The sequence below is a fragment of the Pseudoalteromonas sp. Angola-7 genome, from assembly GCF_028599255.1.
GTDB lineage: Bacteria > Pseudomonadota > Gammaproteobacteria > Enterobacterales > Alteromonadaceae > Pseudoalteromonas > Pseudoalteromonas atlantica.
This window is the reverse complement of record NZ_JAQREL010000013.1, coordinates 25,591-46,847: the sequence shown is the minus strand read 5'-3', so window position 1 is coordinate 46,847 and position 21,257 is coordinate 25,591. Positions and strand designations below refer to the sequence as shown.

Sequence of the window (21,257 nt, the reverse complement as noted above, 5' to 3'; positions counted from 1 at the left end):
ATTTTAGGTAGCACTTCTATACTTAGTACTGTCTAAAAAACATGCATTGCGCTACCTGCTTTTTAGCCTGATTTGTCATATTTATTATCTCTGGTATGCACTTTGCAAACTATTGGCAAATAAACACGTTATTTTATCAAGGACATAATCCTAACTATCAAAGGGGCAAAAAATGAATAGTTTCGACACCCAACAACAATTAACGATTAATGGCGAGCAATACCATATTCACTCACTTAAAGGATTAGGCGACAAAGCAAAGCGATTGCCCTTTTCTCTCAAAGTATTACTAGAAAACCTATTACGCAATGAAGATGGCGTAAATATTAAAGAACAAGACATTCAAGCCCTTCTTGATTGGGACCCTAAAGCAAAGCCCTCAGCTGAGGTGGCCTTTACGCCGGCACGTGTTGTAATGCAAGACTTTACAGGTGTTCCCGCCATTGTTGATTTAGCTGCCATGCGTGATGCAATGGAAAAGCTAGGTGGCGATCCTGCAAAAATAAACCCGCTTTCTCCTGCTGAACTTGTAATTGACCACTCAGTACAAGTAGATGGCTACGGTGACGATGGTGCGTTTGATTTAAATGCCAAGCTAGAATACGAACGAAATAAAGAACGCTACGAATTTTTACGCTGGGGGCAAACTGCTTTTGATAATTTAAAAGTAGTGCCACCAGCTACAGGTATTGTGCACCAAGTAAACTTAGAGTTTTTAGCGCGTGTTGTTTTTAACGACAGTGAAAACGGAAAATCAATAGCCTACCCAGACACCCTTGTAGGGACTGATTCGCACACCACCATGATTAATGGTTTAGGTGTGTTAGGCTGGGGCGTAGGTGGTATTGAAGCCGAAGCAGCCATGCTTGGGCAACCAATTAGCTTGCTTATTCCTCAGGTAGTGGGCTTTAAATTAAATGGCCGCTTACCCGAGGGCACTACAGCTACCGATTTAGTGCTCACCGTTACCGAAATGCTACGTAACCACGGAGTAGTGGGTAAATTTGTTGAGTTTTATGGTGACGGCCTAGCTGATTTACCGCTCGCCGATAGAGCAACCATTGCCAACATGGCGCCAGAGTACGGTGCAACATGTGGTATTTTCCCAATTGATGATGAAACAATTAACTACCTGCGTTTAACGAACCGCGATGAAGATCACCTCAAACTGATTGAAGACTACGCTAAACACCAAGGCTTATGGCGCCATGAAGGCGACGAAGCGCATTACACAGACACCCTTGAGCTTAAATTAGACGATGTAGTACCTAGCCTTGCAGGCCCTAAACGCCCACAAGACAGAATTACACTTGATAAAGCCGGTGATGTGATAGGCCAGCACCTAAAAGGTTTCCAAGATGAGCGTATGGCTCGTCGTGATAAAAGCGATATTGAAGAAGCGCGCATTGAAAGTGAAGGCCCAACAACCAACCCAGATGAACCGGTAGACGAAGCGCAGTTTATGGGTGCAGCCAAAGTGAAGTTTAAAGGCCAAGAATTTGAACTAAACGATGGCGCCTGTGTTATTGCCGCTATTACAAGCTGTACAAATACCTCTAACCCCAGTGTTATTTTAGCCGCAGGCTTAGTGGCTCAAAAAGCTAAACAGCTGGGTATTAATGTAAAACCATGGGTTAAAACATCGCTTGCACCCGGTTCGCAAGTGGTAACCGACTACCTTGAAAAAGCAGGCCTAATGGATGACCTAGAAAGCTTAGGCTTTAACTTGGTCGGTTATGGTTGTACCACGTGTATAGGTAACTCAGGCCCGCTTGCAGATGAAATTAGCGAAGCTATTCAAAAGCATAAGCTAGTTGTAAGCTCTATTTTATCGGGTAACCGTAATTTTGAAGGGCGTATACACCAAGACGTTAAAATGAACTTTTTAGCCTCGCCTCCACTTGTGGTAGCGTATGCCATTGCAGGACGTACAGACATAGATGTATACAACGAGCCATTAGCGCAAGATGAAAACGGTAACGATATTTACCTGAAAAATATTTGGCCAAGCGTGAGCGAAGTCAGCGAACTAGTACAGAAAACGGTAACCAGAGAAATGTTCGAAAAAAGCTATGCCAACGTATACGAAGGCGACAGCCGTTGGCAAAAAATTCAAATTCCTGATGGTAAGCTCTATGATTGGGATGATGGCTCAACTTACATTAAAAAAGCACCATTCTTTGAGGGCATGAGCGTTGAACCACCAGGCGTGCCAACAATTGAAGGGGCGCGTTGTTTAGCTAAACTTGGCGACTCAGTAACCACTGACCATATTTCTCCTGCGGGGGCCATTAAAGCTGAAGCGCCAGCCGGTATTTACTTACAGGAAAAAGGCGTAGAAAAAGCGCAGTTTAACTCGTACGGTTCACGCCGTGGTAACCACGAAGTGATGATGCGAGGCACATTTGCGAACGTTAGGCTTAAAAACTTACTCGCACCAGGTACAGAAGGTGGCGTTACTCGCACCCAACCTGATGACAAGCTTGCCAGCATTTACGATGCCGCAATGGAATATGAAAAGAGTAACACACCATTAATTGTGTTAGCTGGTAAAGAATACGGTACCGGTTCATCACGCGACTGGGCAGCAAAAGGCTCACTCTTATTAGGTGTAAAAGCGGTGGTTGCACAAAGTTATGAGCGTATTCACCGCTCTAACCTTATTGGTATGGGTGTGCTGCCTTTACAGTTTAAAGAAGGTGAGAGCCACGAATCATTAAATTTAACTGGCCAAGAGCAGTTTGATATTGAAGGTTTGTACGACAAAACGAATGAAGTGAGCATTATTGCCACGAATGCTGAGGGCAAAAAAGTCAGCTTTAGCGCCGATGTACGCATAGATACCCCTAAAGAGTGGGATTACTACAAGCACGGCGGTATTCTGCAATACGTTTTACGTAATATGCTTGACTAATCATACACTTAAAAATAAAAAGCCTAGCAGTCGCTAGGCTTTTTTATGCGCTAAATAATTAACGAGTATTGCAACTTGGTATTGCTTTTAACTGGCTGTAAGCCCTTAGCATAACGAAGGCGCAGTAACTCAGCTCACAAATTACAAACCCCGCACGATTAAAACCCCTCATATTGAGTAAGTTTTAATGCTAAGCGCACAATAAAATTTAGTACCCACCTATACTTTGCATCTCTTTACTGCGCTGCTCTAATTTTTGCTTTGCCTTTTCGGCATCTTCAAACAGTTTTTGAATAGATTCAGCGTTGTAAACGGTAGGCGTAGGTGGTTGAAAACTCTTTTTTGAGGTACTTGCACTGCTACTCAAAATTGAGGTGTCTTCTGCGGCTACAACAGTGACATCACGGGCATCAAGTTTTACCTCAATACTTTTGCCATCTGCATTAGGCGTATCTGAAAAATGCCATTGGCCGTTTTTATCTTGCCACTTATAAATTTTGCTACCTGGTTTAATTGTCGCCGCATCATTGTTTACACTCTGCGCAATTTTATCGCCTGCTTGTTTTGCGCCTTGCACTGCCTGATTAAGCGTATTGCTAGATAACGCGACCATTTTTTCTTTAATTTTGTGAGATTCAGCACTAATAGATGAACTAGAAAGCCATGTTTGGCCATCTGGCTTTTTTAGGTAAAACAAAGAGATAACAGCAATGATCATGACTGATATTGCCAAGTAGGTGAAGTATTTCATAGCGTTCCTGCTTAAAAATGAATCCTTGAAAGGCAAGTCTAATAAAAAATACTTAATCAGGCAATTTTTTTGCAATAAAAAACGCAACCTAAGTTGCGTTTAAATAGTTGTTTAGCATTCGCTTTTTTTAAATACCATCGCCGTCAATATGCAGCCCGCATTCGCGGTTTAAACCAAAAAAGCGCGTTTCTTCTTCGCTCATACCTGGCTCAAGTTTACGCGTAGTATGCACATCACCCATCGACACATAACCTTGCTCCCATAATGGGTGGTAAGGTAAATCATGCTTGGTAAGGTATTGATATACATCGCGGTTTGACCATTCAATAATCGGGTACACTTTTACCGTACCTCGGCTTATCTCAACAAACCGTTTATCTGCACGGGTCGACGATTGGTCACGGCGCAGGCCGCTAAACCAGGTACCGGCACCAATTTCTTTTAATGCGCGGGTCATGGGCTCTACTTTATTAAGCTGATTATATTGCTTAATACCGTCCTCGCCTTGTTCCCATAACTTACCGTATTTAGCTTCTTGCCATGCAGGGCTTAGCTCAGCTTTATACACCTGTAAATTAAGTGATAGGCGCGCTGTCATTTGCTCAATAAACTGATACGTTTCTGGAAATAAATAACCCGTATCGGTTAATACCACAGGAATATCAGGACGCTGAGATGTTACTAAATGCAGCATGACCGCCGCTTGAATACCAAAGCTTGATGATAAAAAAGCTGTATCGGGTAAGTTCTCTAGTGCCCATGCAACACGCTGCTCCGCACTCATTGGTGCAAGTATGCCGTTTGCATCTGCAAGCAATGCCGCTTGGCTTTGCTTATCAAGCTGTAATATGTTTTTAAATTCACTCATGGTCAATTTTAAACCTCACCCACGCTCCGCGTGGGTATTTAATTAAGCGTGAAAATCGGTTACTGATACTTTTACTTCAGCAACAATGCCTTTGCGAATAACAAAGTCACCAAAACATTCACCGTCGTTTCGCTCACTTGCCCACTGGCCAATCAGCTTATCAAACGCGTCTAGGTAAACATCTTCACCTACGTTTTCTAGGTACAGTTTAGGAATGCGTGTACCTTCTAAATTACCACCTAGGTAAACGTTGTATTTACCAGGGCCTTTACCTACTAAACCAGCTTCTGCAAGCATTGCGCGGCCACAACCGTTAGGACAACCTACAACACGCATAATAATGCTGTCATCAGGTATGCCATGCTTAGCAAGTAGTGCTTCGGTTTTTTCAATTAAGCTTGGTAAGTAACGCTCAGCTTCGGCCATAGCAAGCGGACACGTTGGCAATGCTACACACGCCATTGAGTTTTTACGTTGCTCAGTGTCTTTGTCATCAATTAGGCCGTGGTTACGGGCAATTTCTTCAATGACTGCTTTTTGATCGGCAGGCACACCGGCAATAATTAAGTTTTGGTTAGCCGTCATGCGCATATCGCCTTGGTGCACTTCTGCAATTTTACGACAACCTGTTTTTAATGGCTTACCTGGGTAGTCTAAAATACGGCCGCTTTGTATAAATAGCGTAAGGTGGTGCTTGCCATCAATGCCTTCTACCCAACCGATACGATCGCCACGGTGAGTAAACTCATAAGGGCGGCTTGGTGCAAAGCTTACACCGGCACGTTTTTCTACTTCCGCTTTAAATACGTCAGACCCAACACGGTCTAGGGTGTATTTAGTTTTTGCATTTTTACGGTTAGAACGGTTACCCCAATCGCGCTGCACTGATACAACGTGCTCAGCAATTTTTAAGGTGTCTTCTAGGGCAATAAAACCAAAGTCGTCAGCTTTACGCGGATACGTAGCCGTATCACCGTGGGTCATAGCTAGGCCACCACCTACAAGTACGTTAAAGCCAACAAGCTTGCCATCTTCAGCAATAGCAACAAAGTTTAAGTCATTCGCATGCACATCAACTTCGTTGTTAGGCGGAATGGTAACCGTGGTTTTAAACTTACGCGGTAGGTAGTTAGAACCTAAAATTGGCTCTTCTGTAGTTTCTGCTTTTTCGCCATTTAACCAAATTTCAGCGTATGCTTTCGTTTTTGGAAGTAAATGCTCAGATATTTTTGCCGCCCACTCATACGCTTCTTGATGTAACTCTGACTCAACAGGGTTAGTCGTACATAGTACGTTACGGTTTACATCGCCTGCGGTGGCAATAGAGTCAATGCCAACGCTATTAAGCATTTGGTGCATGCCTTTAATATTTGGCTTTAATACACCATGAAATTGAAACGTTTGACGTGTTGTTAAACGAATACTGCCGTAGCTTGTTTTTTCATCGGCAAATTTATCAATTGCTAGCCATTGCTCAGGCTTGATAATACCACCAGGCATACGTGCACGTAGCATTACATTGTGCAGCGGCTCTAGCTTTTGCTTTGCACGCTCAGGGCGTATATCGCGGTCATCTTGCTGGTACATACCGTGAAAACGTATAAGTTGGAAGTTATCGGCTGTAAAACCGCCGGTAATTTCATCTTTTAAATCTTGCTCTATGGTGCCACGTAAAAAGTTACTTTCTCTTTTCAAACGTTCGTTATCAGAAAGTTTTACGTTTTTATCTTGTTCGCTCATTTTAAATCCTAAATTTGTTACAGTGACGGCTGCTAGCTGTTAATAAAATAAGAAACGTGATTAATACACGTCTTTCTGATAGCGGTTAGCGCTACGTAAGTCTTTTAAATATTGCTCTGCGTCTTCGTAGCTTTTACCGGTGTTTTCGCTGATGATATCAACTAAGGCGTTGTGTACATCTTTTGCCATGCGGTTTGCATCACCACACACATAAAAATGCGCTCCTGCTTCTAGCCACTCAAAAATTTCTTTTGAGTTTTTGCGTAGTTTGTCTTGTACGTATACTTTTTCGGCTTGGTCACGGCTAAATGCAACGTCAACTTTGCTTAATAGGCCTGATTTTAAATAACCCTGAATTTCTACTTGATACAAGAAGTCTTGTGTAAAGTGTGGGTTACCGAAAAACAGCCAATTTTTGCCTTGTGCTTCTCGCGAGTCACGCTCTTGTAAAAATGCACGGAATGGCGCAATACCGGTACCTGGGCCAACCATAATAATGGGGGTATTATCATCGCTAGGTAAACGGAAGTTGTCGTTGTGCTCACTAAATACTTTAACTTTACACCCTTCTTCAGCACGGCGTGCTAAATAACCAGAGCAGCCACCTAAATGTTCGCTGCCAAAGGCGTCAAACTCAACTAAACCTACCGTTAAGTGCACTTCCTCTTCAACCTCGCTTTGGCTTGAAGCGATTGAGTATAAGCGCGCTTGTAGTTTACGTAGGCAATCAACTAAGGTTTGTGCGTCTATTTTTGCAGGGTTTTGTGCCACTACATCAAAAATTTGACGAGGCTCAATGTACTCACGCATAGCGGCTTTATCTTCTACAAGCTTTAGTAGCTCTGGCGTGCCCGTTGCAACTGCGTATTTTTCTACAAAGCCTGGGTATGACTGAGTAAGCTCTAACTTTTCGATTAATGCATCGCGAATAGGCAATGACTCTTCGCCCACTTTTACAAGTGTGCCTGAATCGATTTGCGTGTGTGTTAGTAGCTCATCTACGCGGGCTTCATCATTTAAAAAGTACACGCCTAATGAATCACCAGGTAAGTAGGTGATGTCTGAGCCTTCAAGCGAAATCTCAACATGGCGTACATCTTTAGTAGAATCGCGCCCTGTAATTTTTTGTACGGTAACAAGCTCTGCCGCAAATGGGTTTTGCTTAGTGTATTGGCTTGCTGCCGCTGTTGGCGCGCCAAATGGCATTGATACAACTTGGCCGCCCGCAGCATCTTGCTGCGCTTTTAGATCAGGTTCGAATGCATCAAGTGCACCGGTGATCCAAGTGGCTGCTTCATCATCGTAATCAACATCTAGGTCGGCACGTTGGAAAATAGTTTCTGCGCCAAGTTTGTTTAAACGCTCTTCAAAGTCTTTTGCTGTTTGGCAGAAAAACTCATAGCTAGAGTCGCCTAAACCCAGTACCGCGACTTTAACGCCATCTAACTTAGGTGCTTTTTTGGTAGTTAAAAATTCATACAGTGTTTCAGCATCTTCAGGTGGCTCACCTTCACCGTAGGTAGATACAACAACGGTTAAAAACTTTTCTTTTTTCAGGGCTGTAGGTTTGTAGTCAGACATGCTCACAAGTTTTACAGCTAGACCGCGCGACTCTGCTTGCTCTTTAAGCTTAGTCGCCACACCTTTTGCATTACCTGTTTGCGAACCATACAAAATAGTAAGTGGCGCAGCATCGCTTGCAGCCGCTGTAGGCGCTTGCCCACCAAGAGCCGCAGAATTAGCATTTGCAGCTAAGTAACCACTTACCCACGCTTGCTGAATCGGATTAAGTTCTGCTACTAAGCCTTGCAGCTTTTGTACTTGCTCTTGCGATAGCGGGCTTGCCGCTGCGTTAAGTTGACCTAACAACATGAATTTGTTCCCCATAACCCTGAAAATTACATACAGCCCACATGATGCGCTGTTCAAAATGAGTTTTACCTCACCCAGAGTAACTCTGCTGAGGTTTTATTAGTGTGCAGGATAGCGGGCTATGCGGTGAGAAAAAAAGAATAGAATCTGCTTTGTTATTCCATTTAGTTATTAATTTATATAAAGACCTTCAAAAACAGCTTAAAGGCTTATTATTGCTATTTTATTAATTTTGTATTTAACAAATTTGTAACCTTGTGCAGATAGTGTATGTTATTTACTCAACTATAAAAAATAGGAACAATCATGTCACACGGGACATACAAAAATAAGTTACTTAGCACGGCATTACTGATTGCCGCCACCCCAGCAATGGCCAATGTCGCTAATGGCGGCTTTGAGCAGTGGACAGGCAATACGCCTGACGCGTGGACCACAATTGATAGCGGTATTAATGTATCGCGCTCAACCAGTATCGTAAATAACGCAAGCAGCGCGGCGGCTATTAATGTGACCACCGGCTCGCAAAGCAATACCGACTTATTACAACAAGTCAGTGTGGAGGCTGGCAAAACATATGATTTTTCAGTGGATGTATATCACACTGAAGGAGGCATAAGGGCCCGCCTGTATGTAGATGGCTACCAAGGGTACTCTAACCAAGCGCAAACTAACCAGTGGCAAACAATTAGCCACAGTTATACGCCTAGCAGTAATAAAACCATTAATGTTGGTTTACGTTTTTACGATATGAGCGGCTTTGATGGCAATGAAACCGTTTATGTAGATAATTTTTTGCCTAATACAGACGGCGGCGCTTCAGGCAGCTGTAACGGCCATAGCCTTACTTTAACACTTAATACCGATAACTACGGCAGCGAAACCAGCTGGGTGGTTAACAACAGCCAAGGTAGCAGCGTAGCCAGTGGTAGTGGTTATGCCTCTAACACACAATATAATGAGCAACTCTGTTTAACTGATGGCGCATACACCCTAGTTATAAGTGACAGCTATGGCGACGGTATGTGCTGTAACGTAGGTAATGGTAATTATGCGCTCACTCAGGGCAGCACCACACTTGCCAGTGGCGCAAGTTTTAATAACACAGATAGTACAACTTTTGAATTAGGCGATAGCTCTGGTGGTGATACTGGCGGTGGCACTAACCCAACACCAACAGGTTATTACGTAACAACTCAGGGTTTATCTGGCTATGCATTAAAAACTGAGCTTTATAACATTATCAAAAATCACAGCTCGCAAGGTTACTCGGCTATTTGGAACTTTTACGATTCTTCAGCACGCGATAAATACTTTGAAAACGATAACAGTATTTTAGATATGTATAGTGAAAAGCCAAATGGTAGCGACAGCTATACTTACACCGCGGTGAGCGATCAGTGTGGTACTTATAACAGTGAAGCAGATTGCTATAACCGTGAGCATTCGTTCCCTAAAAGCTGGTTTGGCGGCACAAATGAGCCAATGAATTCAGACGTGCACCACATTTATGCAACCGACGGTTATGTAAACTCAAAACGTAGCAACTACCCTTTTGGTGAAGTGGCTAGCGCATCATTCACATCAACAAACGGTAGTAAAGTCGGTTCAGCAGCAAGCTCTATTAATTACTCAGGTACGGTGTTTGAGCCAATTGATGAGTTTAAAGGTGACTTTGCCCGCGCTTATTTTTACATGGCAACCCGCTACGAGAATGTAATAGGCTCGTGGCAAAATAACACAACTGCCAGTAATGCAGTCCTCAATGGTACAAGCAATCAAGTATTCGAAAACTGGGTAGTAGCTATGCTACTTAACTGGCATAACGCCGACCCTGTTAGCCAAATGGAACTTGACCGTAACCAAGCAGCTTATGAGTTTCAAGGTAATCGTAACCCGTATATCGATCACCCTGAATTTGTTGAGATGATTTGGTAATAGCTTGGTTATAACTTTTTAGCCCCAGCATTAACTGGGGCTTTTTAATAACTGTACTTTTTGTTTGGCAATAAGTGACGCTACATACTGCTTTTCTAAATCCCACGGATGACGCTTCCAGCCCTTAAAACCAAAACCGATAATATGCACTTGTGCTTGCTGCTTTAAAAAGTGCTCAATGGCTAACATTCCCGAACTGGGTGTTTTAGCTTTAAAAGCAGGTTTGCCAAACGTATATAAGTGTTTTAATAATGCTGTTTTATCGTGCTGGGCGATTCGACTCACGTTTGCATACGGGCTATATTTACGTATTATTTCATCGCCATGGTCAATACAGCCCCTGCGGTTAATTAGCTTATAAAAAGGTTGAGTAAATAAGTTAGGTTTTGGGTCAGTGATCATGACATTTTTCAGCTGTGTTATATCTATATCTGGAAACGCTGCGCAAAGCATTGCGCCTTGCTTACCTCGTCCCACTAGCCATAAATCAGTACATTTACGGCCTAAGTATGCAGGCATGTTTGCACACATATTGAAGCGCACCACTCTATCAAAGCTATTTAGGGCTTTACTTACATCCTTTTCGACGGGGCCATTACCTATAATTAACACTGTTTGCTTAGCCATACTACGCTCCTTGTACCTTTATTAGCGCATACTAACGTGCCCGCCACACTTTACCAGCAAACTTATATTAAACTTTTTTTGCAGCCACACACTGTACGGTAAATTAACAGGCGTTACTTTTGATTTAAGGCCTGCTCTGCACGCTCTATTGATTCGTAGCGTTTACCTGTAATTTTTATCAGCCATACTTTATCTGTAAAGGTGCGACTTAAATACACTGTTTGCCCATTTGGGATTTGCGGCATAAAGGAAGAAATAGATTCCCACTTGCCATCAACCTGCTCTTTTAGCTTCAAACTAGCGTTAAAGTGCGACCCCTCTGCGTTAGGCTTTACTTCAAGCGCCGTCATTTGCGTATCATCACCAATTTCTATCATTGCACTTTTATTTAATAGCGTGAGTAGCTGAGGTTGATGCGTAGGGCTTAGATTTTTTAAAGCCTGCTCTATTTTACTATCTACGGTAATCTCATTCTGTAATTTATAAATACTGGCCTTAATTGCAAAAACAGGCTCTGCGTAACTGGGGTTTATAAAAAACAGTGAACTGATAAGCACTAACATAGCGCTAGTAAATTTATTCGACATATTATATCTCCTTATTAAAATCGAATTGAGCATACCTTATATTTTCTTAAATTGAATATAAGCTATTAATATTCATAATATTCTTTATATTAATAAGCATGAATATACGCTTTTAGACTATTTATAAATACTAATTTTAGCGATAATAAAACGCTTAACTAATCAAATAAGAGCAGAGGGTATGCAAGCGTTAGGAATGGAGTTAAAACGCCTTAGAGCAAATAAAAAGTGGACTCAGGCTTATGCAGCGCGTGAAATTGGAATTCAACAGTCGTACCTTTCAAAGCTTGAAAATGGACAGTTTATCCCCTCAACTGAGGTAATTGAAAAGCTTAAACTTTGCTATGGCGAAGACTGTATTGATAAATGCCTACCTATAAATACAGCTATACATAAGCCCTCAAACATCACTTTAATTATGAGCCTGACTTTATTTATATGTGGGCTGATAGCGTGGTTATGTGCAACATATGAAATTTTTTATCCACAAACCTACTTTACCTATCAAGCAAAGCTAGGTGACTTTTTAGCATTTAACGTCACTCAGCAATACCAAGGCGAACGCTTTATTGAGGGGGATGTGACCTATCAAATTGTAGGTGAAAGGCAAGTCAGTCGAATCGAGAACCGCTTCCTAGTGGTAGGCTCTGCCGTGTGCATATTAATATCTATTGTTGCAGCTTTACTCTCGCAAAGGCATAGGTTTGGTAAATTATAGAGCTGTTATTTAGTTGTTCTTGGCAATTACTCCAGTATTACTCTACCTTAAACATCTATACAGTCGTACATCAGAAATTTGTATCTGTCGCTATAAATGCCTAATAACTTAACACGATTGGTATTATTTTCGATTAGAATTAGGACTATTACGTATTCGTGGCGTGCTTTTTTCTCAAGTGCTCTAGTCTCAACCCAAGCTACGGCGCTTCACTCCACTGCGAGCAGCTGAGGACTGAAAGCTTCAAACTTACAGCTTTTTTAAACGTAAACAAAAAGCCCCGGCTAATGCCAGGGCTTTTTTTACAAAACTTACTTAATTTAAAAATTAAGCTTGTTTTGGACTAGAAACAACGTCTACTAAAGTCCAAGATTTATTCTTAGAAATTGGTGCGCATTCACGGATAGTAACTACGTCACCCGCTTTTGCTGTGTTGTTTTCGTCATGTACGTGTAGCTTAGTAGTACGTTTGATGAATTTCCCATAGATTGGGTGCTTCACGTAACGTGCGATAGCAACAGTGAAAGATTTTTCCATCTTGTCGCTTACTACACGGCCTTGAAGAGTACGAATTTTATCGCTCATTATTGACCTGCCTTCTGGTTAATAATTGTTTTTACACGCGCGATATCGCGACGTACTGTTCTTAGCGTGTGTGTCTGAGCTAACTGACCAGTGCTTGCTTGCATGCGCAGGTTAAACTGCTCACGAAGAAGTCCTAGAAGTTCAGCATTTAGCTCTTCTACGCTTTTGTCTTTTAGTTCGCTTGCTTTCATCACATTACCGTCCGAGTTACGAAAGTTGTTTTGAATGGCAGTTTACGAGCTGCAAGGTCAAACGCTTCACGAGCAAGCTCTTCAGAAACACCTTCCATTTCGTAAAGTACTTTACCAGGCTGAATTTCAGCAACCCAATATTCAACAGAACCTTTACCTTTACCCATACGAACTTCAAGAGGCTTTTCTGTGATCGGCTTGTCAGGGAAGACACGGATCCAGATTTTACCTTGACGTTTCACGTGACGCGTCATAGCACGACGAGCTGCTTCGATTTGACGAGCAGTCATGCGGCCACGACCAGTAGCTTTCAAACCGAAAGTACCGAAGCTTACTTTGTTACCGTTTTGCGCTAAACCGCGGTTGCGGCCTTTGTGCATTTTACGGAATTTTGTACGTTTTGGCTGTAACATTACTCGCTACCTCTACTTAGCACTTTTCTTGGCTTTCTTTGGTGCGCGTTTAGCTGGCTTCTCTTGCTCTTGTACTAGTGGTAAACCACCAATAACTTCGCCTTTGAAGATCCAAACTTTAACACCAATGATACCATAAGTGGTTAAGGCTTCAGAAGTTGCGTAGTCGATATCAGCACGAAGAGTATGTAGAGGTACACGACCTTCACGATACCATTCTGAACGTGCGATTTCTGCGCCGCCAAGACGACCGCTAACTTCAACTTTGATCCCTTTAGAACCGATGCGCATTGCATTTTGTACCGAACGCTTCATAGCGCGACGGAACATAACACGACGCTCTAGCTGAGAGGCAATGCCGTCTGCTACTAGTTGTGCATCTAACTCTGGTTTACGTACTTCAGAAATATTAATCTGAGCAGGTACACCTGCGATCTTAGTTACCGCTTGACGTAGCTTTTCAACGTCTTCGCCTTTTTTACCGATAACAACACCCGGACGAGCCGTGTGAATTGTTACGCGGATCGATTTTGCTGGACGCTCAATAACGATTTTAGACACAGAAGCCGCTTTTAATTCCTTTGTAAGGAAAGTACGTACTTTGTGATCGCCAAAAAGCTGATCAGAGAAATCTTTAGAACTCGCGTACCAGGTAGAAACCCAAGGTTTAGATATACCTAGGCGAATACCAGTAGGATGAACTTTTTGTCCCATTACTTATACTCCTAGCTATCTGAAACCACAACAGTGATGTGGCTTGTACGCTTAAGGATGCGGTCTGCGCGTCCTTTAGCACGTGGCATAATACGTTTCATTGTAGGACCATCGTCCACAAAAATCGTAGTTACACGAAGCTCATCAATGTCAGCACCTTCGTTATGCTCTGCGTTAGCAATAGCAGACTCAAGTACTTTTTTAACTAATACAGCCGCTTTTTTCGGGCTGTACGCCAGGATTTCTAGAGCGCGATCGACAGGTAGTCCGCGGATCTGATCTGCAACTAGACGAGCTTTTTGCGCCGAACCAGAGGCGAATTTATGTTTAGCTAATGCTTGCATTTATCATTCCCCTCTTAGCGTTTCTTCGCTTTCTTATCCGCAGCATGGCCACGGTAAGTGCGAGTTGGTGCAAATTCACCTAGTTTGTGACCGATCATTTCGTCAGAAACGAAAACTGGTACATGCTGGCGACCATTATGGACAGCAATGGTCAATCCGATCATGTTAGGTATGATCATTGAACGACGGCTCCAAGTTTTAATTGGCTTCTTTTCACCGCTTTCCAAAGCTTTCTCTACCTTCTTCAGCAAGTGTAGGTCTATAAAAGGACCCTTCTTGAGAGAGCGTGGCATGGCTATTCCTCAATATTACTTAGTACGACGACGTACTATAAATTTATCCGTACGCTTGTTCTTACGCGTCTTAGCACCTTTAGTAGGCTTACCCCATGGAGACACAGGATGACGACCACCAGATGTACGACCTTCACCACCACCGTGTGGGTGATCTACCGGGTTCATGGCAACACCACGAACTGTCGGACGAATACCACGCCAGCGATTTGCACCTGCTTTACCAAGTGAACGAAGCATATGCTCAGCATTGCCTACTTCACCTAGCGTTGCACGACAATCAGATTGTACTTTACGTACTTCGCCAGAACGAAGACGTAATGTTACGTATTGACCATCACGCGCAAGGATTTGAACGTATGCACCAGCAGAACGTGCGATTTGAGCACCTTTACCTGGTTTTAATTCTACGTTGTGAACAGTCGAACCTACAGGCATGTTACGCATAGGTAATGCATTACCAGGCTTGATTGGTGCATCAACACCAGACTGGATTGCATCGCCAGCTTTTAAGCCTTTAGGTGCGATAATGTAACGACGCTCACCGTCTGCATATAATACAAGAGCGATGTTTGCGCTACGGTTTGGATCATATTCCAAACGCTCAACAGTGGCTGGAATGCCATCTTTAGTACGTTTAAAATCGATTAAACGGTAATGATGCTTATGACCACCACCGATATGACGAACCGTAATACGACCATTGTTATTACGACCACCTGATTTAGAATTTTTCTCTAATAGTGGTGCGTAAGGTTTACCCTTATGTAAATCTGGGTTAACCACTTTAACTAGGTGACGACGACCCGCAGAAGTTGGTTTACACTTTTGAAGTGCCATAATTCTAACTCCCCTTATTACTCGGCGCCGCCGACAAAGTCTAGCTCGCTACCTTCTTTAAGAGTAACGTAAGCTTTCTTCCAGTCGCTACGACGACCGAAACGCATGCCAGTACGTTTTGTTTTACCCTTAACGTTAAGTGTGCGAACACCCGTTACTTCTACTTCAAAAAGCTTCTCAACTGCTGCTTTAATTTCAGCTTTAGTTGCGTCATTTGTTACTTTAAAAACAATAGTATTGTTTTCTTCAGCAGCAATTGTGCTTTTTTCAGAGATATGTGGAGCAAGGATCACTTTTAAAAGACGTTCTTCACGGATCATGCTAGCGCCTCCTCAAGTTGCTTAACAGCAGCAGCTGTAATAAGTACCTTGTCGAAAGCAATTAAGCTTACAGGATCGATACCAGCTACATCACGCGTGTCAACCTTGTACAGGTTACGTGCCGATAAGAAAAGATTTTCATCTACTTCTTCAGTCACGATAAGAACATCTTTAAGCTCAAGTTCTTTAAGCTTAGAAACTAGTTCTTTAGTCTTTGGTGCTTCAAGACCAAAGCTTTCAACAACGATTAAACGCTCTTGACGAACTAATTCAGATAAGATGCTTTTGATCGCACCGCGGTACATTTTACGGTTTACTTTTTGGCTGTGGTCTTGTGGTTTAGCTGCGAAGCTAACGCCACCTGAACGCCAAATTGGACTACGGATTGTACCAGCACGTGCACGGCCAGTACCTTTTTGAGCCCATGGTTTTTTACCACCACCGCTTACTTCAGAACGTGTCTTCTGAGCACGAGTACCTTGACGAGCACCTGCTGCGTATGCAACAACTACTTGGTGTACTAATGCTTCGTTAAACTCACGTCCAAAAGTAGCTTCAGAAACTTCAAGAGCGCCAGAAGCGTCTTTAATTGCTAATTCCATCACTAAATCTCCAGGACTTATGCTTTAACAGCTGGTTTAACGATAACGTCACCGCCGATAGCGCCAGGTACTGCACCTTTAACTAAAAGCAAGTTACGCTCAGCGTCAACGCGAACTAGTTCTAAGTTTTGAGTCGTTACACGCTCAGCACCCATATGACCGGCCATTTTCTTACCTTTAAACACCTTACCAGGTGATTGGTTTTGACCGATTGAACCAGGAGCACGGTGAGATAGAGAGTTACCGTGAGTAGCGTCTTGCATGCTGAAATTCCAGCGCTTAACACCACCTTGGAAACCTTTACCTTTAGAAGTACCGGTTACGTCAACTTTGTTGATTTCGTTGAATAATTCAACAGTAAGCTCAGCGCCTACTTCAAAATCGCCTTCACCACCATTTAGGCGGAATTCCCACAGACCGCGACCCGCTTCAACACCAGCTTTAGCGAAATGACCCGCTGCTGCTTTGTTTACACGGCTTGCTTTTTTAGTGCCTGCGGTTACTTGAAGCGCGTTATAACCGTCTGTTGCGTCAGATTTGATCTGAGCAATGCGGTTAGGAGTCGCTTCGATAACTGTCACAGGGATAGATACACCATCTTCAGTGAAGATACGTGTCATACCCACTTTACGACCGACTAGACCTAATGCCATTTTCCTATAACCTCTCTAATCTTTCGATTAACCCAGGCTGATTTGAACATCAACACCAGCAGCAAGATCTAAACGCATTAATGCGTCAACAGTCTTGTCAGTTGGTTCTACGATGTCGATCAGACGTTTATGGGTGCGGATCTCGTACTGATCACGCGCATCTTTGTTTACGTGCGGTGAAGTTAGTACAGTAAAACGTTCAAAGCGTGTAGGTAGTGGGATTGGACCACGTACTTGTGCGCCTGTGCGTTTCGCAGTTTCCACGATTTCCGCCGTTGATTGGTCAATCAAACGGTGGTCAAAAGCTTTTAGGCGAATACGAATGCGTTGATTTGACATTCTTAAACCTCAATATAAAGAGCATTTAAAGAGCATAAAAAAACGACCGAAACAATCTTAATAATTAAGATGCCGGTTGTTGATTTATATCTACGATGAGTTCCAAATCGGAACTCCTGTTTATTAGCTTGAAATCCAAGCTTAATTTATCCCTTCAAGTTCCAGAGGAATCTTGAAAGCCTGCGTATTATAGTGATATTGGTGATAAATGCAACAACTAATTGCAAATTAATTACGGGTGTAAGGCTGCCCAAATAACCGCCACTGGTTATTTATAGCTATAATTGAACTGCTCAGCGCCAAATTAGTCTTATGTTTATAATTTAACCGATTACGCAAATTACAGGATTTTATAGATATTATGGTATCCTATGCGCTAATTTTGCTTTTAATACTCTCAATATGGTGAGTCGATGCGTTTATTAAATTATTGTTTGAATTTTCTTACTAGCTGCGTAAGCCGTGTTTTGGTAAAAAGTAAGGTCCTTCCCCAAAGCCCAATAGAACAATATGACCTTAATCCTGAACACCCTACTTTTTATATAGTACGTTTAAATTCGCGTTTCGATTTAGCTGCGCTTACTAATGTATGTAAAAAGCATGGTTTGCCTAACCCATGCGAATATCAAACGTTAGGAAACCAAGAGCTGGCACGCTTTATTGGTATTAAAAATCCGCCACCTTTATTTGGCGATACCGCGAAACCGACCGCCGCTTTATCACAGGGTAAGCAAATAGTTGAACATTTATTAAATAGCGGGCAAAAGAATGTACAAGTGGTGCCGGTAACTATTTTATGGGGGCGCGACCCAGGTAAAGAAAAGCCAGGTATTCGTACCTTAATTACCCACTCTCTTACGCCTAGTTGGTTTAGAAAATTTTTCGTTGTGCTTTTTTCTGGGCGCGATAACTTTATTCGCTTTAGCCAGCCACTCGATTTATCACTTATCGTGAACGAAAAAGCCGACGTAAATGAGCTACCACAAAAACTATTGCGTGTTGCTCGGGTGCACTTTAAACGTCAAAAACTGGCCGCTACGGGCCCTAAAATGCCCTCGCGCGAGCAATTATTTAACTCACTTTTGGCTTCGCCGACAATAAAAAAAGCAATTCAAGATGAAGCAAAGTCAAAAGGAATAAGCCAAACAGAAGCCCGCCAAAACGCGTTAAAACTACTAGATGAAATTGCCGCTAATTACTCTGAGGCAATGATACGTGTAGGCGACAGAATTTTAACCTGGCTGTGGACTAAGCTTTATAACGGTATAGATATAAAATACACCGAGCAGATTCATGAGCTAACAAATAAAGGCCACGAGATAATCTATATGCCGTGTCATCGCAGCCACATGGATTACTTGTTACTTACCTATGCTATATACCATCAAGGTTTGGTGCCGCCGCATATTGCCGCGGGCATTAATCTTAACTTTTTCCCTGCCGGTGGTATTTTTCGCCGCTCAGGGGCGTTTTTTATCCGCCGCTCGTTTGCCGGTAATAAACTTTACTCAGCCGTATTTAAAGAGTATTTAAGCCAGCTATTTATTAAAGGTTACTCAGTTAAGTTTTACACTGAAGGCGGGCGCAGCCGTACAGGCCGATTACTACCGCCAAAAACCGGTATGCTCGCCATGACGTTGCAAGCAATGCTACGCGGCATAGACCGCCCGGTTTCTATTGTGCCGGTATACATTGGCTATGAGCATGTAATGGAAATCAATACCTACTTAAAAGAGCTTGCCGGTAAAGATAAAAAAGGCGAGTCCATTTTTGGTATTTTTAAAGCCATTAAAAACCTTAAAAATTACGGCCGTGGTTACTTAAACTTTGGCGACCCTATTTCTATAAACCAATACTTAAACGACAACCAACCTGATTGGCGCGATGCAATACACCCTACCGATGTGCAAAAGCCGCAATGGCTAGGCCCTCAAGTAGCCGCATTGGCCGACCAAGTAATGGTAAAAATTAATAATGCCGCAGCACTTAACGCTGTGAATTTACTGGCTATGATTTTGCTAGTTAACGACAAACACGCGTTAAGTAAGCCTAAGCTATTAGCGCAACTAGATTTTTACTTACGCCTACAACGCGATGCAAGCTATAGCGATAAAGTCACGGCCCCCGATGAAACACCAGAGCAACTATTAACACACGCCATTAAGCTTAATAAATTTGATGTTATTAGCGATGAATTTGGCGAAATTATTGCAATTAACGATAAAGAAAAAACCCTGTTTAACTATTATCGTAATAATATTTTGCACTTATTTGCTGTGCCAAGTCTTATTGCTTTGCACTTATTTAAGCAACACAGTAGTACGGTTGAGCAATGCCAAAAGCTTGTTTCTGCTTTTTACCCTCTGTTTGCAAAAGAATGGTATTTACAGCCGCTAGATGAAAACTACATAAGCCGTATTTTGGCTAACTTTAGCGATCAAAACTTAATTGAGCTTGATGGCGATACCATTCATGTTACTAACACGAATGATTCGTTAGCCAAACTTGAAATGCTAGGAAGGTCGCTTAGCTTTACGTTGCAACGTTATGCCATTGTTGTGGGCTTTATTCAAACCAGTAACGGAATTGAAAAAGCCGAACTAGAGCGTGAAAGCCAAGTACTGGCGAACCGTTTAGGCACCTTACACGGCATTAAAACCCCGGAGTTTTTTGATAAAAAAGTACTGGTAAGCTTTATTGATAATTTACGCGGTGAGCTGCTAATTACTGAAGGTGAAAATGGTATTCACGGTAGTACACAACTGTGTGAAATATACATGTACTTAAAAACCTTATTACCTGCGCGTATATGGCAATCGGTTAGCGACATAGTGCAAGATCAATGTAATTAGCCGAGCTGTTATAATTTAAGCTTTAATTAAACACCATTAAAAAAGCTTCAACATTTAACATGTTGAGGCTTTTTTGTACGTTTAGTTATTAAACAGCAACGCTACATAGAGGCGCTTATCTCTTGGTAAAACCTTTAGCGAAAGCACTGCTAATTTGCGCTTAACAGCCAGTCTGTTGCCAGCAAGTCTAATCAAATTAACGCTGGCGCATCACCCCTTCTTGAATCGTTGATGCGACTAAATTACCTTGGCGGTCAAAAAACTGGCCTCTTACCAAGCCTCGCCCAGAACTAGCACTTGGGCTGTCTATGGTATATAAAATCCAATCGTCCATTCTAAATGGGCGGTGGAACCACATAGCATGGTCAATCGTTGCCACTTGCATATTTGGCTGCATAAACGATACGCCATGAGGCTGTAATGCCGTAGGTAAAAACTCAAAGTCAGAGGCATACGCTAATAAGTAATTATGAATGCGTTGATCGTCGGGCATATCGCCATTGGCTTTAATCCAAATGTGCTTTACGGGCTCAATAACCTCTGGCTTAAACGGGTTATGAAAAGTAACCGGGCGCATTTCAATGGGCATTTCGCGTATAAACTTATTACGGATCACCTCGGGTATGTGGTGGGCGTTTTCTTGATAAAACTCAAGCGACGAGCGAAGCTCCTCTGGTGGCGGTACATTAGGCATGGTTGCTTGATGCGATAAGCCTTCTTCTTCACCCTGAAACGACGCAGTCATATAAAAAATAGGTTTACCGTATTGAATAGCGCTTACTCGGCGGGTGCTAAAGCTTTTACCATCGCGGATGGTTTCTACGTCGTAAACAATCGGTTTTGCGGCGTCGCCGGGGCGTAAAAAGTAAGAGTGTAATGAATGAACAACACGTCCTTTTGGTAGCGTTTCTTTTGCAGCAGACAACGCCTGCCCCATTACTTGACCACCAAATACCGCTCTAAACCCTAGATCTTGGCTTTGCCCACGATATAAACCTTGTTCAATTTCTTCAAGTGACAATAACGATAATAAATCATCTAATACTTGGCTCATTTGCTGTTCTCTCAATCCCCAGATAAGCTAATGATACTATAC

22 protein-coding genes are annotated in these 21,257 nt (G+C 42.5%); 4 read left to right on the top strand and 18 right to left on the bottom strand.

Annotated elements, in window-relative coordinates:
* Positions 1–172: 172 nt before the first annotated feature.
* Complete coding sequence (gene acnA / locus PSH50_RS15915) at positions 173–2,914, top strand: aconitate hydratase AcnA (RefSeq protein ID WP_024031992.1); 2,742 nt, start codon at positions 173–175, stop codon at positions 2,912–2,914.
* Positions 2,915–3,122: 208 nt separating this feature from the next.
* Here acnA and PSH50_RS15910 read toward each other — a convergent pair whose 3' ends face one another.
* The 4 genes from PSH50_RS15910 to PSH50_RS15895 form a co-directional block, all read right to left on the bottom strand.
* A complete protein-coding gene (locus PSH50_RS15910) occupies positions 3,123–3,665 on the bottom strand; it encodes a DUF4124 domain-containing protein (RefSeq protein WP_273609827.1) in 543 nt (180 codons plus the stop codon).
* Between the two features lie 127 nt (positions 3,666–3,792).
* On the bottom strand, positions 3,793–4,533 hold the full coding sequence (locus PSH50_RS15905; protein WP_273609826.1) for a phosphoadenylyl-sulfate reductase: 741 nt from the start codon (positions 4,531–4,533) through the stop codon (positions 3,793–3,795).
* Positions 4,534–4,575: 42 nt separating this feature from the next.
* Positions 4,576–6,273, bottom strand: coding sequence for an assimilatory sulfite reductase (NADPH) hemoprotein subunit (gene cysI / locus PSH50_RS15900; protein ID WP_024031990.1), 1,698 nt, complete (start codon positions 6,271–6,273; stop codon positions 4,576–4,578).
* A gap of 60 nt (positions 6,274–6,333) precedes the next feature.
* Complete coding sequence (locus tag PSH50_RS15895; protein WP_054983363.1) at positions 6,334–8,145, bottom strand: assimilatory sulfite reductase (NADPH) flavoprotein subunit; 1,812 nt, start codon at positions 8,143–8,145, stop codon at positions 6,334–6,336.
* A 306-nt stretch (positions 8,146–8,451) separates the two neighbouring features.
* Between PSH50_RS15895 and PSH50_RS15890 the strand changes: the two genes are divergently transcribed.
* Positions 8,452–10,083: an endonuclease gene (locus tag PSH50_RS15890; RefSeq protein ID WP_055255156.1), complete on the top strand. Its 1,632-nt coding sequence runs from the start codon at positions 8,452–8,454 to the stop codon at positions 10,081–10,083.
* A gap of 30 nt (positions 10,084–10,113) precedes the next feature.
* Here PSH50_RS15890 and PSH50_RS15885 read toward each other — a convergent pair whose 3' ends face one another.
* Together PSH50_RS15885 and PSH50_RS15880 are read right to left on the bottom strand one after the other, a co-directional pair.
* Complete coding sequence (locus tag PSH50_RS15885; protein ID WP_273609825.1) at positions 10,114–10,710, bottom strand: hypothetical protein; 597 nt, start codon at positions 10,708–10,710, stop codon at positions 10,114–10,116.
* A 113-nt stretch (positions 10,711–10,823) separates the two neighbouring features.
* Positions 10,824–11,297, bottom strand: a complete 474-nt coding sequence (locus PSH50_RS15880; RefSeq protein WP_055255154.1) for a hypothetical protein — start codon at positions 11,295–11,297, stop codon at positions 10,824–10,826.
* 181 nt (positions 11,298–11,478) lie between these two features.
* Between PSH50_RS15880 and PSH50_RS15875 the strand changes: the two genes are divergently transcribed.
* Entirely contained in the window at positions 11,479–12,015 is a 537-nt protein-coding gene (locus PSH50_RS15875) for a helix-turn-helix domain-containing protein (RefSeq protein WP_273609824.1), read from the top strand.
* Positions 12,016–12,342: 327 nt separating this feature from the next.
* Here PSH50_RS15875 and rpsQ read toward each other — a convergent pair whose 3' ends face one another.
* Genes rpsQ through rpsJ form a run of 11 tightly spaced genes read right to left on the bottom strand, consistent with a single transcriptional unit; the run spans position 12,343 to position 17,309 of the window.
* Positions 12,343–12,600, bottom strand: a complete 258-nt coding sequence (gene rpsQ, locus PSH50_RS15870; RefSeq protein ID WP_004588693.1) for a 30S ribosomal protein S17 — start codon at positions 12,598–12,600, stop codon at positions 12,343–12,345.
* The gene (gene rpmC, locus PSH50_RS15865; RefSeq protein ID WP_004588692.1) at positions 12,600–12,791 is read right to left on the bottom strand and encodes a 50S ribosomal protein L29; all 192 of its coding nucleotides are present in this window, start codon (positions 12,789–12,791) and stop codon (positions 12,600–12,602) included. The genes rpsQ and rpmC overlap by 1 nt, the downstream gene beginning before the upstream one ends.
* Entirely contained in the window at positions 12,791–13,204 is a 414-nt protein-coding gene (gene rplP / locus PSH50_RS15860) for a 50S ribosomal protein L16 (RefSeq protein ID WP_002957890.1), read from the bottom strand. The genes rpmC and rplP overlap by 1 nt, the downstream gene beginning before the upstream one ends.
* 12 nt (positions 13,205–13,216) lie before the next feature.
* Entirely contained in the window at positions 13,217–13,918 is a 702-nt protein-coding gene (rpsC, locus tag PSH50_RS15855) for a 30S ribosomal protein S3 (RefSeq protein WP_004588691.1), read from the bottom strand.
* An 11-nt stretch (positions 13,919–13,929) separates the two neighbouring features.
* Positions 13,930–14,262 carry a 50S ribosomal protein L22 gene (gene rplV / locus PSH50_RS15850; RefSeq protein WP_004588690.1) on the bottom strand — a complete coding sequence of 111 codons (333 nt, stop codon included), beginning with the start codon at positions 14,260–14,262 and terminating at the stop codon, positions 13,930–13,932.
* Between the two features lie 14 nt (positions 14,263–14,276).
* Positions 14,277–14,555 (bottom strand): 30S ribosomal protein S19, encoded by a 279-nt coding sequence (gene rpsS / locus PSH50_RS15845; protein ID WP_004588689.1) that lies wholly within the window; start codon positions 14,553–14,555, stop codon positions 14,277–14,279.
* 15 nt (positions 14,556–14,570) lie between these two features.
* Positions 14,571–15,395 (bottom strand): 50S ribosomal protein L2, encoded by an 825-nt coding sequence (gene rplB, locus PSH50_RS15840; protein ID WP_004588688.1) that lies wholly within the window; start codon positions 15,393–15,395, stop codon positions 14,571–14,573.
* A 17-nt stretch (positions 15,396–15,412) separates the two neighbouring features.
* Positions 15,413–15,715, bottom strand: coding sequence for a 50S ribosomal protein L23 (gene rplW, locus PSH50_RS15835; RefSeq protein WP_004588687.1), 303 nt, complete (start codon positions 15,713–15,715; stop codon positions 15,413–15,415).
* The gene (gene rplD, locus PSH50_RS15830) at positions 15,712–16,317 is read right to left on the bottom strand and encodes a 50S ribosomal protein L4 (RefSeq protein ID WP_004588686.1); all 606 of its coding nucleotides are present in this window, start codon (positions 16,315–16,317) and stop codon (positions 15,712–15,714) included. The genes rplW and rplD overlap by 4 nt, the downstream gene beginning before the upstream one ends.
* 17 nt (positions 16,318–16,334) lie before the next feature.
* Positions 16,335–16,970 carry a 50S ribosomal protein L3 gene (gene rplC / locus PSH50_RS15825; RefSeq protein WP_004588685.1) on the bottom strand — a complete coding sequence of 212 codons (636 nt, stop codon included), beginning with the start codon at positions 16,968–16,970 and terminating at the stop codon, positions 16,335–16,337.
* Between the two features lie 27 nt (positions 16,971–16,997).
* On the bottom strand, positions 16,998–17,309 hold the full coding sequence (gene rpsJ, locus PSH50_RS15820) for a 30S ribosomal protein S10 (RefSeq protein WP_002957900.1): 312 nt from the start codon (positions 17,307–17,309) through the stop codon (positions 16,998–17,000).
* Positions 17,310–17,722: 413 nt separating this feature from the next.
* Here rpsJ and plsB point away from each other — a divergent pair, with 413 nt between their 5' ends.
* Positions 17,723–20,161, top strand: a complete 2,439-nt coding sequence (gene plsB, locus PSH50_RS15815) for a glycerol-3-phosphate 1-O-acyltransferase PlsB (RefSeq protein ID WP_029773518.1) — start codon at positions 17,723–17,725, stop codon at positions 20,159–20,161.
* A gap of 196 nt (positions 20,162–20,357) precedes the next feature.
* On the opposite strand, the gene tesB is transcribed toward plsB, so the two are convergent.
* Positions 20,358–21,215 carry an acyl-CoA thioesterase II gene (gene tesB / locus PSH50_RS15810; RefSeq protein ID WP_004588683.1) on the bottom strand — a complete coding sequence of 286 codons (858 nt, stop codon included), beginning with the start codon at positions 21,213–21,215 and terminating at the stop codon, positions 20,358–20,360.
* Between the last annotated feature and the right edge of the window lie 42 nt (positions 21,216–21,257).

What these genes read in the sequence shown, in the direction of transcription:
- cysI (WP_024031990.1), bottom strand. Translation starts at nt 6,273, where the DNA reads ATGAGCGAACAAGATAAAAACGTAAAACTTTCTGATAACGAACGTTTG.
- rplB (WP_004588688.1), bottom strand. Translation starts at nt 15,395, where the DNA reads ATGGCACTTCAAAAGTGTAAACCAACTTCTGCGGGTCGTCGTCACCTA.
- rplD (WP_004588686.1), bottom strand. Translation starts at nt 16,317, where the DNA reads ATGGAATTAGCAATTAAAGACGCTTCTGGCGCTCTTGAAGTTTCTGAA.
- rplW (WP_004588687.1), bottom strand. Translation starts at nt 15,715, where the DNA reads ATGATCCGTGAAGAACGTCTTTTAAAAGTGATCCTTGCTCCACATATC.
- acnA (WP_024031992.1), top strand. Translation starts at nt 173, where the DNA reads ATGAATAGTTTCGACACCCAACAACAATTAACGATTAATGGCGAGCAA.
- PSH50_RS15885 (WP_273609825.1), bottom strand. Translation starts at nt 10,710, where the DNA reads ATGGCTAAGCAAACAGTGTTAATTATAGGTAATGGCCCCGTCGAAAAG.
- tesB (WP_004588683.1), bottom strand. Translation starts at nt 21,215, where the DNA reads ATGAGCCAAGTATTAGATGATTTATTATCGTTATTGTCACTTGAAGAA.
- rplV (WP_004588690.1), bottom strand. Translation starts at nt 14,262, where the DNA reads ATGCAAGCATTAGCTAAACATAAATTCGCCTCTGGTTCGGCGCAAAAA.
- rpsS (WP_004588689.1), bottom strand. Translation starts at nt 14,555, where the DNA reads ATGCCACGCTCTCTCAAGAAGGGTCCTTTTATAGACCTACACTTGCTG.
- plsB (WP_029773518.1), top strand. Translation starts at nt 17,723, where the DNA reads ATGCGTTTATTAAATTATTGTTTGAATTTTCTTACTAGCTGCGTAAGC.
- rpsQ (WP_004588693.1), bottom strand. Translation starts at nt 12,600, where the DNA reads ATGAGCGATAAAATTCGTACTCTTCAAGGCCGTGTAGTAAGCGACAAG.
- PSH50_RS15880 (WP_055255154.1), bottom strand. Translation starts at nt 11,297, where the DNA reads ATGTCGAATAAATTTACTAGCGCTATGTTAGTGCTTATCAGTTCACTG.
- rplP (WP_002957890.1), bottom strand. Translation starts at nt 13,204, where the DNA reads ATGTTACAGCCAAAACGTACAAAATTCCGTAAAATGCACAAAGGCCGC.
- rpsJ (WP_002957900.1), bottom strand. Translation starts at nt 17,309, where the DNA reads ATGTCAAATCAACGCATTCGTATTCGCCTAAAAGCTTTTGACCACCGT.
- PSH50_RS15875 (WP_273609824.1), top strand. Translation starts at nt 11,479, where the DNA reads ATGCAAGCGTTAGGAATGGAGTTAAAACGCCTTAGAGCAAATAAAAAG.
- PSH50_RS15910 (WP_273609827.1), bottom strand. Translation starts at nt 3,665, where the DNA reads ATGAAATACTTCACCTACTTGGCAATATCAGTCATGATCATTGCTGTT.
- rplC (WP_004588685.1), bottom strand. Translation starts at nt 16,970, where the DNA reads ATGGCATTAGGTCTAGTCGGTCGTAAAGTGGGTATGACACGTATCTTC.
- PSH50_RS15890 (WP_055255156.1), top strand. Translation starts at nt 8,452, where the DNA reads ATGTCACACGGGACATACAAAAATAAGTTACTTAGCACGGCATTACTG.
- rpsC (WP_004588691.1), bottom strand. Translation starts at nt 13,918, where the DNA reads ATGGGACAAAAAGTTCATCCTACTGGTATTCGCCTAGGTATATCTAAA.
- rpmC (WP_004588692.1), bottom strand. Translation starts at nt 12,791, where the DNA reads ATGAAAGCAAGCGAACTAAAAGACAAAAGCGTAGAAGAGCTAAATGCT.
- PSH50_RS15905 (WP_273609826.1), bottom strand. Translation starts at nt 4,533, where the DNA reads ATGAGTGAATTTAAAAACATATTACAGCTTGATAAGCAAAGCCAAGCG.
- PSH50_RS15895 (WP_054983363.1), bottom strand. Translation starts at nt 8,145, where the DNA reads ATGTTGTTAGGTCAACTTAACGCAGCGGCAAGCCCGCTATCGCAAGAG.